This window comes from Segatella salivae DSM 15606, from assembly GCF_000185845.1.
GTDB classification, from domain to species: Bacteria; Bacteroidota; Bacteroidia; order Bacteroidales; family Bacteroidaceae; genus Prevotella; species Prevotella salivae.
Genome location: NZ_GL629647.1, coordinates 1,980,222 through 1,991,652, shown reverse-complemented (window position 1 = coordinate 1,991,652; position 11,431 = coordinate 1,980,222). Strand labels below are relative to the sequence as shown.

General features: G+C 42.8%; 7 protein-coding genes and 1 tRNA gene. 3 read left to right on the top strand and 5 right to left on the bottom strand.

Annotated elements, in window-relative coordinates; translation table 11 throughout:
* Window positions 1–652: 652 nt before the first annotated feature.
* Both HMPREF9420_RS08000 and HMPREF9420_RS07995 read left to right on the top strand, forming a co-directional pair.
* Window positions 653–2,986 (top strand): glycoside hydrolase family 3 C-terminal domain-containing protein, encoded by a 2,334-nt coding sequence (locus tag HMPREF9420_RS08000; RefSeq protein ID WP_007135074.1) that lies wholly within the window; start codon window positions 653–655, stop codon window positions 2,984–2,986.
* A 256-nt stretch (window positions 2,987–3,242) separates the two neighbouring features.
* Entirely contained in the window at window positions 3,243–6,059 is a 2,817-nt protein-coding gene (locus HMPREF9420_RS07995) for a M16 family metallopeptidase (protein ID WP_007135073.1), read from the top strand.
* A gap of 698 nt (window positions 6,060–6,757) precedes the next feature.
* On the opposite strand, the gene HMPREF9420_RS07990 is transcribed toward HMPREF9420_RS07995, so the two are convergent.
* The 4 genes from HMPREF9420_RS07990 to HMPREF9420_RS07975 all read right to left on the bottom strand — a co-directional run bounded on the left by HMPREF9420_RS07990 (window position 6,758) and on the right by HMPREF9420_RS07975 (window position 9,786).
* The gene (locus HMPREF9420_RS07990) at window positions 6,758–7,675 is read right to left on the bottom strand and encodes a hypothetical protein (RefSeq protein WP_007135071.1); all 918 of its coding nucleotides are present in this window, start codon (window positions 7,673–7,675) and stop codon (window positions 6,758–6,760) included.
* A 77-nt stretch (window positions 7,676–7,752) separates the two neighbouring features.
* Window positions 7,753–8,757 carry a hypothetical protein gene (locus HMPREF9420_RS07985; RefSeq protein ID WP_007135070.1) on the bottom strand — a complete coding sequence of 335 codons (1,005 nt, stop codon included), beginning with the start codon at window positions 8,755–8,757 and terminating at the stop codon, window positions 7,753–7,755.
* A gap of 114 nt (window positions 8,758–8,871) precedes the next feature.
* Window positions 8,872–9,660, bottom strand: coding sequence for an ADP-ribosylglycohydrolase family protein (locus HMPREF9420_RS07980; RefSeq protein WP_007135069.1), 789 nt, complete (start codon window positions 9,658–9,660; stop codon window positions 8,872–8,874).
* Between the two features lie 54 nt (window positions 9,661–9,714).
* Window positions 9,715–9,786: transfer RNA gene (locus HMPREF9420_RS07975), tRNA-Arg, on the bottom strand.
* 47 nt (window positions 9,787–9,833) lie between these two features.
* Between HMPREF9420_RS07975 and HMPREF9420_RS07970 the strand changes: the two genes are divergently transcribed.
* Window positions 9,834–10,070, top strand: a complete 237-nt coding sequence (locus HMPREF9420_RS07970; protein ID WP_007135068.1) for a hypothetical protein — start codon at window positions 9,834–9,836, stop codon at window positions 10,068–10,070.
* 67 nt (window positions 10,071–10,137) lie between these two features.
* Here HMPREF9420_RS07970 and HMPREF9420_RS07965 read toward each other — a convergent pair whose 3' ends face one another.
* Entirely contained in the window at window positions 10,138–11,430 is a 1,293-nt protein-coding gene (locus tag HMPREF9420_RS07965; protein WP_007135067.1) for an L-cysteine desulfidase family protein, read from the bottom strand.
* Between the last annotated feature and the right edge of the window lies 1 nt (window position 11,431).

Here is an 11,431-nt window from a genome sequence, read left to right as displayed (position 1 = left end):
CAAAAGCGCAACACCTACGGCGTTGAAACATTCATTTTTCGATACGATTCTTTTCGTCTTACAACATGATTCAGTGGCTTGCCACACGGAAATAAACATTATCTACTATATTGATTCAAATAATCTGTTAAATGATATGTATTGAGGCATAATTTAATATCCAATACCTCATGCTACAATTTGTACCATTTCATGCGGTAATCTGCGTCAAATGGTCGTGTGATTCGCCGTATTTTACACGATGAAATGACGTCAACTATTTTACCTTTAATTATCAACGACATCACCACCCCCCATTAACCCCCAAATAACCTCCTCCATTTTCATGGCTAACTACTCCCCTCCCTCTTCGGGGAGGGGCTGGGGGTGAGGCTGAAAGACAATGGGGGTGAGGCTCTTCTTCTATGCAAACAATCCATCAATAACCTCACCTTGCGCACTAATAAAGGGGGAAATAGAGGATAACATGAATAGCATAAGTGTAAGGTTTGTTATTTTCTATGGCATAATATGTTATTGAAGGCATAGGATTTAACATTTGGTTATAGGATTGCTTCATAAGAATTTTATATCTTTGTCATACGAAATAAATTGCAGATGGATTGGATTATCCCCTCTGAATGAAACGAAATAAACCTAATAACAGCCTAATATGAAAATTAAAACGTTAGCATTAGCAATGACAATGAGCATTACAGCAACGGCACAAACACCGAAGTTGTCGAAAGACAACATTGAGAAGGTGTTGCAAGCCATGACACTTGAAGAGAAAGCCTCACTGCTTGTAGGAGGCGAATACGACTTTTGGTCGACTACAGCTATGGCGGGTAACTCCTCGCATACAGTGCCGGGAGCGGCTGGCTCGACGATAGCTATCCCGCGACTTGGTATTCCTGAGACCATTCTTACAGACGGACCGGCTGGTGTTCGCATTAATCCCACGAGACCAGAAACCAACAAAACGTTCTATGCAACGGGCTTTCCTGTGGGCTCATGTATTGCTGCTACATGGAACACGGAACTCGCTTTTAAGGTTGGAAAGGCTATAGGCAGCGAAGTAAAAGCCTATAATTGTGATGTGATTCTTGGTCCGGGAATGAACATTCACCGTAATCCTTTGTGCGGAAGAAACTTTGAATACTACAGCGAAGACCCTCTTTTGACGGGTAAAATCGCTTCGGGCTACGTCAAAGGTGTGCAGAATGAGGGTGCAGGAGTAAGCATAAAGCACTTCGCAGTGAACTCACAAGAGACGAACAGAATATTTGTTGACGAGATTGTTTCACCGCGTGCAGCTCGCGAAATCTATCTACGTGGCTTTGAAATTGCCGTGAGAGAGAGTCATCCTTGGACTGTAATGTCATCGTATAATCGCATTAATGGGGTCTTCGCTCAAGCCAATCATGACCTCCTAACCAAAGTACTTCGCGACGATTGGGGCTTTAAAGGCATCGTCATGACAGACTGGTGTGGTAAGCGAGAGCAGGCAGGTCTCTACACAATTAATGAGGTAAAGGCTGGTAACGACTTGTTAGAGCCGGGGAGTAAAGAGCAGGTTACGGATATTGTTGAAGGCGTAAAGCAAGGTAAACTGAGTATGGAAGACGTGGATAAGTGTGTGCGTCGCATGCTCGAATATATTGTTTTGACTCCTCATTTCAATGGATATAAGGCCGATAACAACCCAAATCTCAAGGCAAACGCTATCGTAAGCCGAGAAGTTGCAGATGAAGGTATGGTGTTGTTGAAGAACAATGGTGTGCTGCCTCTTGGGGGAAAGACGAAGAAACCGACGCGCGTGTCACTCTATGGCACAGGCTCTTATAACTTCCTTTCAGGCGGAGTAGGTTCTGGTTGCGTGCATACACCTTATATTATAGACCTTGTTCAGGGGCTGAAGAATGTTGGAATCGAAACTACTTCAGACCTAACGGAGATCTATAAAAAGTATATTGACTATGCAAAACTTAAGTTTGAAGCCGATCGTTCAGGTTTTCGTTGGTTCGAAGCACCATTGATGGGCGACCAAAAGATGCCTGAAATAGACATCACTCACGAGCTTTTGAAGAAACAACTAAAACAATCTGACATGGCAATCATCACGATTTCGCGTCAGGCAGGAGAGGGAATCGACCGAAAGATAGACGGAGAATTTAACCTCACCCCACAGGAAATGAAGATGATTCAGGATGTTTCTACCGCCTATCATGGCGAAAATAAGCCTGTGATTGTTGTCATCAACTCGGGTTCGGTGATAGAAACAACAAGCTGGAGTGCCTATCCAGACGCCATTCTTTTAGCTTGGCAGCCTGGCGAAGAGGGTGGAAACAGCGTGGCAGATATATTGACTGGTAAGATATGTCCATCTGGAAGACTCACTATGACCTGGCCTCTTGCAGCCACAGATCACCCATCTACGAAGAACTTTCCACAGGATATAGACCTCTTTACGTATGAAAACCTGGGCTCTGGTGGGGCACCTATTCCAACAAGAAGCTTCACAAAGCATGAAGAAGGCATTTGGATTGGTTACCGATTCTTCGACACTTTCCATCGTCAAGTGGCTTATCCTTTCGGGTATGGACTTAGTTATACGACGTTCGAATATCATGGAATGACCGTGAAACGCAATGGAAACAAGCTCGTGGTTTCAGTCAATGTGAAGAACACCGGCAGTGTAGCGGGAAAGGAAGTTGCCCAAGTTTATGTCGCAGCTCCTAAGGGACGACTCGAAAAACCGGCCAAAGAGCTCAAGGTGTTTGCCAAGACACGTGTGTTGAAGCCCGGCGAATCGCAGACGCTGCAAATGGTGCTTGAGGTGAGAGATCTTGCAAGTTATGATGAAACGAACCATCAATGGTTGGCTGATGCAGGCACTTACACCTTCTTTGTAGGTAGTAATATTGAGGACATCAAAGGCAAGTCGACCATCAATTTACCACAATATACAGAGAAAACCAGTGCAGCGCTGGCGATGAAGAAATAAGTTTCTTTTACGAAACAAAATCAAAATATAATCCTTTATCCCACCTTTTCTTATTCAATATGAATGGAGAAGTGGGGTAAAGGATTTTTATTTACTTACAAAAATCAAAAAAAATTCTTTATAAATTGTACAACGATACATTATTTATACTATCTTTGTACTGATTTTCTACAATGGAGTTAATCGGCAAAACGATTCACATCAGATCGTCGGTTGACTTGACATATCGATTATTTATTAACAAAAATACTTATAAATGAAACTTAAGAATTTATTGGTTGCAGTGCTGTTAACGCTCGCTGGCAATGCTCAGGCGCAGCTACAGATGGCGATTCCAGTAGACAAAGATGTCAGAATAGGTAAGCTTTCAAATGGACTTACCTATTACATCCGCCACAACAACTGGCCGGAAAACCGCGCAAACTTCTACATTGCGCAAAAGGTTGGCTCGATACAAGAGGAAGAAAGCCAGAGAGGTTTAGCCCATTTCTTAGAGCATATGGCTTTTAATGGCTCGGATCACTTTAAGGGTAACAGCCTCATTGAATGGTGTCGGGCGAATGGAATCGAATTCGGTGCAGACTTAAATGCCTATACCAGTATTGATCAAACAGTCTATAATATAGACAATGTGCCTACACAAAGACCCGGAGCTATTGATACTTGTCTTATCATTCTACGCGACTGGTCTACTGGTTTGACACTCGATCAGAAGGAAATCGAGAATGAACGTGGTGTTATTCATGAGGAATGGCGTCTCCGTACAAGTGCTTCGAGTCGAATGTTTGAGCGTAACTTGCCCGCTCTTTACCCTGGAAGTAAATATGGTTTGCGTTATCCTATAGGACTAATGAGCGTCGTAGATAACTTTAAACGCAAAGAACTTGTCGACTATTATCATAAGTGGTACCATCCTGATCACCAAGGTTTGATCATCGTAGGTAACGTAGATGTTGACAAGGTTGAAGCCCAAATAAAGAAACTTTTCAGTGGAATTAAGAACCCAGATAACGAAGCTCCTATCATAGAAGAGCCTGTTCCAGACAACGCAGAGCCTATAGTTGTTATAGACAAAGATAAGGAAGAGCAAAGCTCCAGCGTTGAAGTGATGTTCAAACATGACGTATTCCCCGATTCACTTAAAGGCACTGTGAACTATCTTGTCTATGGTTTTGTGAACGCAGCTGTAGCAACTATGCTGAACAATCGATACGCAGAAGCCGCTCAAAAGGCTGATTGTCCATTCATAGGTGCCCAAGCTGGTGATGGAGATTATATCTTTGCTAAGACTAAAGACGCTTTTGCCATCAGTGCTTCTCCTAAAGATATTAGCCAAACGGCAGACGCTTTGAAGGCTGCAATGATAGTAGCGCGCCGCGCAGCAGAGTTTGGTTTCACTCCAACAGAATACAATCGATTCAAAGAAAGCTATCTAAGTGGCTTGGATAAGCAATATAGTAACAAGGACAAACGATACAATTCACAGTTCTTTTCACAGTATCTTGGCAACTTCTTAAACAACGAACCAATCCCTGATATCGATTATACATATCAGACAATGAAGCAACTTGTGCCGATGATTCCACTCGAAGCAGTGAACCAACAGATTAAGGAACTCATCCCAAGTAACGACAGTAACATGGTCATTATCAACTTTAACAACGAGAAAGAAGGTAATGTTTATCCAACAAAACAACAGTTACTCGGCGCTATAAAGGCTGCACGTGCAGAACAAATCACGGCATATGTTGACAATGTTAAGAACGAACCGCTCATCAAACAATTGCCTCAAGCTGGTAAAATCAAAAAAGAAACTAAGAGCAAGAAGTTTGATTACACTACACTTGAACTCTCCAATGGCGTGAAAGTCATTCTAAAGAAGACCGACTTCAAGAAAGATCAGGTGCTCTTGAATGGCAATGGAGGCAGTGGTTCAACTACCTATGGCTTGAAAGACTTTGCAAACTTCACCACATTTAATGATGTTATAGGCATCAGCGGCCTTGGAAACTTCTCAAGTACTGAACTCCAAAAGGCACTCGCAGGCAAGATTGCAAACGCTAATCTGACTATGGGCGAACGCAAGATGGGCATCAGTGGTAGTGCAACACCTAAGGATGTAGAAACCATGTTGCAAATGGTTTATCTCTATTTCACTAATATAAAGAAGGACAACGATGCCTATAATACGCTCATTCAGCAATATGAAGTAGGATTAAAGAATAGAGATCTCTCTCCCGAAACAGCCTTTAGTGACTCTCTTACGGCTACACTCTACGGACATAATCCAAGACTTGCCCCGCTGGTTTACAAGGATTTGAAAGACATTAACTATGATCGCATCCTGCAAATGGCTAAAGAACGCACCGCAAGTGCACGTGGATGGGAGTTCATGATCATAGGAAACTACGACGAGAATACTATCCGTCCACTCATCTGTAAGTATCTCGGCGCCTTGCCAGCAAAGGCAAACAATGTCGCTTCTAAACGTGAAAGTAAGATGGTAACTGGCCAGATTGAGAACATCTTTACACGTAAGATGGAGACACCAAAGGCCAATGCTTACATGGTATGGCATAACGAAAACCTTCCGTTTACGCTTGAAAAGAGCATCCAAATGGATATGGCTGGTCAGGTGCTTTCAATGATTTATTTGAAAGAAATACGTGAAGAAGCGAGCGCAGCTTACTCATGTGGTGCATATTCTGGAGCCTCTTTATCAGACGATGGCTATAAGTCTTACCAGATGATTGGTGTCTGTCCAATGAAGCCAGAGAAGCGAGAGATTGCCTTAAAGATTATGACTGACGAGGCAAACAAGCTTGCAACGTCTTGCAATCCAGAAATGTTGGCAAAGGTAAAAACCTTGATGTTGAAGCAAATCGACGACAAAGTAAAGACCAACGGCTTCTGGAATGGCACAATTCATAACTATGATAAGCTCGGAATTGATACCTATACAGACTATAAGAAACTTGTCGAGGCACAGACACCAGAAAGTGTTTCTGCATTCGTTAAAACCTTCTTAGCTTCTGGAAGCAAGATTACCGTTGTGATGTTGCCACAAGAATAAACCATTCTTTCATAGATATAACAAAAGGTCGGGCATTTTCATGCCCGACCTTTCCTTTTTGTTGGGGGGGATGGAATGGGGAGAATAAGGCCTCTCCCCCAACCCTTTGCTTTCCTCGTTTCGCAGGCTTCACGAACAGCGACCTATGGTTCCCCGAAGAGAGAGGGGAGTAATTAGCGGTGGAAATGGAGGGAGTTGTTTGAGGGTTAATTAGGAGTGACGATAGCGTTGATAATGAAGCGTAAAATGATTTGTGGTAAATAGGTACATGATTTGCCGCATTTTACCGCATGAAACAATAGAAATGGTGTTACAAAATATATGTTTCAACGCCATCAGTGTTACGCTTTTTAAGCGTAATCCGCTATAAATGCCCTCGCTATACCCATGCTTTTACAGAAAAAGCTCAACACCTATGGCGTTGAATCTCCTTGCGAACGCTTACCCGGGGTAGGCTCGTTCCTCGCCTACCCCGGGCTATCAAAAACACAACTCGTACCGAGTTGCGAGATGAAACAATTTTGGGCGTGGCATGGTTAATCATAAAGCATAAAATGATTTGCGTCATTTCATTGTATAAAATACGGCAAAACACACGACCATTTGACGCAAATCATAAGGCAAAATGGCGCAGATGGCGAGGCTTATTGTGTCACTTTGCGTTCTCTTTTGCCTTTACTTATGTAACAAACTGATTCTCAATCTGATATAGAATAAAAGATTCCGCGCCTGAATTGAATGTTCTTCTTACTGATAACGACTTCTTTTTCATTGTGAACGATTGTTTTATTGAGCATGATTTGACCGCCTTTATTGACCTTGAAATGTAGGAAGCTGTTCTCTTCTTTGCCTTTCCACAGGATGGTTTGGGCCGTATAAATGAGTAAATTCTCAGTAAGTTTGCCTTGTTTATCTATTGAACATAAGAAGAAACGCCCCTCGCCAACCGCATTATTGCCACAAATCAGGAGGAGACGATAGCCATCTACCGCAGGCAGTTGAGCCACATGACAGTTTGAAAGGTCTGTTTCGGCGTCAACATAGGTCTTTAACAACGGCATAAGCGCCTTGTCGGGAGTGACTGTTCCACCCATATCCATGATGAAATCATAGCTATATTCTAATGGAAGCGATAGCATTGGAAGCTGTGAGAGCAGTTTTTCTGCACGCTCATGTTGGGCTGCAGTAGACTTTATTCCTAAGCAGTTGGTCACATAGTCCTCATATTTTGCCTTGTCATATCGCAATAAAGTGGGCGTGTCGGGGTCGTTAGTGATATCCTTTAAGCATCTGTTCTTCGTGTCAAGCAATAGCCAACCTTGCGTGCTTTCGCTGTTTGCGCCATGTTCTTTGGCATATAAGCGGATGGCATAAACACCATTTTGTCGCTTTTCGGCTATCTCGGCATGCATCGTTTTCTTATTGAAAGGCGTGCTAAAGTTGGGACATGAGCACACCAACTGCATGAGTTTCTCGTCACAAGAGAGAGGTTTTGCTGTGTGTTGCTGCACCTTTGGTGTGCTTGGTGCAGTCGCATTTTGCCCTGAGCCCATACAGGTGGCACTTAGGAATAGCACTGAAAGTGAAATCAATCCCATCATTTTATAAGCTATCATCAGTTTATTTTAGGCTTTGTTTTATGCTATATGGCTTGCGTTTACAGGCTTATCATGGTTTCATAAGCCCTCATTCACTACTTCAACATATAGAAATCTCCCTGTTTATTGAGACGACAAACGAGGATTTTAGCTTTCTTTCCTTTGGTTGTTTTAATGTAAATAGTGCCATCAGAGAAGATAGCGAAGTCTTCTTTTGTGTCATTATACGAACTGAAAGCCTCGACTTGAAGACAATAGTCAAAATCAATCACGCCACGTTTCATGGCATAAATCAAGAACTCATCATCCTCATTATAGTTGTAACAAACAAAGATGGGGAAGTTGTTAAAGCCGGGTAACTTCTCAAAGAAGAAGCCGCCATCGACTGGCATGTCTTCAATTCGGTCGAAAGATGCCATTTTCAGAGGCTCTTTCCATTGGCGAATGTGGTATGTTTTGGCACGTTCGCTACTGCCTTCTTTTTCAAAATCCTTATACATATCGGCCATTGTATAGACCAATTTAGCCTTAGCATCGGGCTTTCCCTGGTCTTTTTGCCGAATATATTTATAGATAGCAATCGATCCTTTGTGGTAGAGTGTGAGATAATCTCCCGTATAAACATATTGCAGTTTGTCGCTATAAATATCGTGTTTTGATGCCTTCAATTGCAACACGGGCATCGTTTTAGAGAATTGAAAGCCTCGATTGGTGAGATACTTATAAAGGAAGGTGAAGTAAGAAGTTTGCTTTTTCATCGTTTGGAGACTACATTCTGCACGCTTTACGCTAAGCTTTCGTCCATTCAGATAAAGCAAACTATCGCCTGAAAGCAGAATCTTCATGTTTTGAAATAAGCGTGTTGTCGCCACGTTTGCTTTATCGTTAGGTGAATAATCGGTAATAAAATTCCAGCAATCTTTAGGTTGATAGGTTTTGAGAGCATAGGCTGCATGCACCTTTTCCCATTGTTTGGCTGTCATGAGATGCTGTTGTTGCTGTGTGGTTTCAGCCTTCTGTGCGGTTGAAATTATATTTTTTCCATGGCCAACCCATGGTATAAAAAGGCTCACAAGGAGCAAAATAATACTTTTCTTCATAATATTTGTTGAGTAAAAATTGATATTTAAGTTTATGAACCCATGTGTTTCATCTCCTTTTTAATGTCAAACGAGGGTGCTGAAGAGATGAGTTGATGAGCGAAAGCTATGATTTTAGAGTTCGCTTTGTATTCTATCGTAAAACTGTGTGATGACATCCAGCATGTCATCTGGTAGATACGAGTAGGCCTTTTCTATCATTTCTTCTGGTATTTCATAGTAAGATTCCGCGATGGATCCACATATATTTGCCTTGGTATCTGTATCTCCTCCCGCGGCAACGGCATAGCGAATAGCGTCTTCAAAGCTATTACTTTCGAGGAAACAACGTATGGCATAGGGCACCGTTTCATTGCAAAGACCATCAAAGTGGTTTTCACTTCCAATCTTATAGATGTCTTTTAACGGCATCATTCGATAGCCAAAGTTACGCTTTACGGCACTTTCTATCTCGTCTTTTGTAATGCGGCACGTGCGAAGCCAATAGATTAAAGTCGCTACACACTGTGCTCCGTTGATGCTATCTGGGTGATTATGCGAAACGGCGGCACATGCTTCGGCCTCGTGAAGTACGTCTTTGTATTCGTCAAAGAGCCAGCCAACAGGACTCACTCTCATAGCCGATCCATTGTCACTACTGCCATATGGTTGTGGGTTTTCACTATCAATCCAGCGCTGAAACAGGCTTCCATAGCCTCCCTTTGGCGTTGGATAACGTCGACACCACTCATGAATCGTTTCACGATATGGCTTATTATTGAGGATAGCATCAGCCACTGCTACGGTACAAATTGTGTCATCTGTGAAGTCACAATCAGGCGTAAATAATTCAAAATCGAATGTAGTTTGCTTTGAAAACTCAAAGCGTGAACCAACAATATCACCTATAATAGCTCCAAGCATGATATTAATGATTGTTTGGATTTAACTGATTTATAGAGCCAAGGCTCAAGAAAGTGGTCTCACCGAGAATCGAACTCGGATCTAATCTTTAGGAGAGACTTGTTCTATCCATTGAACTATGAGACCCCGTTACCTTTTATTCATGGTGCAAAGAGATTGCCAATGAGTGCAGAGTGAACTTGTTCAACTATGCCGAGTGCAGCTATCTCTTATGCAAAGAGATTGCCAATGAGCGCAGAGTGAACTTGTTCGACTATGCCGAATGCAGCTATCTCTTATGCAAAGAGATTGCCAATGAGCGCAGAGTGAACTTGTTCGACTATGCCGAATGCAGCTATCTCTTATGCAAAGGTACAATAATTTGGAAAAAGAATGCCACTTTCAAGCTATTAATTTGCACTTTCCCATGATCAAATCCATTCTTTATGATTGAATGTTTGATATGATATCGCACTATATGTGCTTTGCCTTTACCACCTAACAGCCTTGCTTACTCGTCATGATTCGAAGCACCATATCGTCTGTTGTACACATAGCTTCCTTGCCAATACTGGTTAAATTATGGATGCTTCGGTCCACACATTCGTCAATAATGCCTTCAGCTGCGGTGACATGTCGGCCTTCTCGTGCTAAGAGAGCACTCAAAAGAGCCGTACTTACGCCTGAACATATCTTCAAAGAACAGCTTGGTTTCGCTCCATCGCATATCATTCCGGTAAGATTTGCAATCATGTTCTTCACGGCATGGCATACATCTTGGTAGGTGCCTCCCATGAGATAAGTGATTCCACAGCTACTACCTATGCTGGCAACTACGCATCCACATAGCGCACTTAGCTTGCCAAGACTTTGTTTTATGTATATAGCGGTGAGGTGACTTAACGTCAAAGCACGAATCAATTCCTCTTCCGTGTTCTCGTTTTCTTCGGCATATATGGCCACGGGATTAGTCGCACAGATTCCTTGATTGCCTGAACCTGAGTTACTCATCACGGGAATCATCGCCCCACCCATACGCGCATCACAAGCTGAAGCGGTTGTAGCGATGATGTGAGAAAAGATACTATTGCCGAAGATTCCATGGCTTAGAGGCCGATCCATGGTCTTACCGAGGCAATGACCATAGTTCCCTTTGCGGCTCTCTTGAGCCGCACGAAGGTTATATTCCTTTGTCTTTAGGATGAAACTCAATTCATTTATGGGGCTCGTCATAGCGAAATCCCACACCAATTTCATGTTAAGTTGGATGTCGTTTTCTTCGCTTTCGTCTCCACTTTTGTGGCGTTTGTCAAACAAGACTTCATCATCTTTCGATGCAAAGACAAAGCAGGTATGTGCCCCAGAGATAATGGTTGTAGCTTGATGTCCTTCACTTTCTACGGTCACTTCCACGTAAAGTTTCTCTGTATTGTTCTCTTTCAGCCCAATACAAATGCGGTTTTCGGCCACAAACTGCTTGCCGGCTGCGAGCGATTCGGGGGTAAGGTCCTTGATAACTTCAAGTTGATAGGCGCTCTTTCCTATCAAACTACCGAGTGAAACAGCGATAGGTAACCCTATCATTCCAGTGCCGGGAATCCCCACTCCCATTGCGTTTTTCAGGATGTTTGCGCTTAACAACACCTTGATGTGTGTGGGCTTGCATCCCAAAAGCTCTGTAGCCTTCGCCGTACATAAGGCAACTGACATTGGTTCTGTACACCCAACAGCCGGTACAACCTCACGATTGATGAGGTCAAGGATAGCTTTACGCGTTTCGTTTTCAAGCATA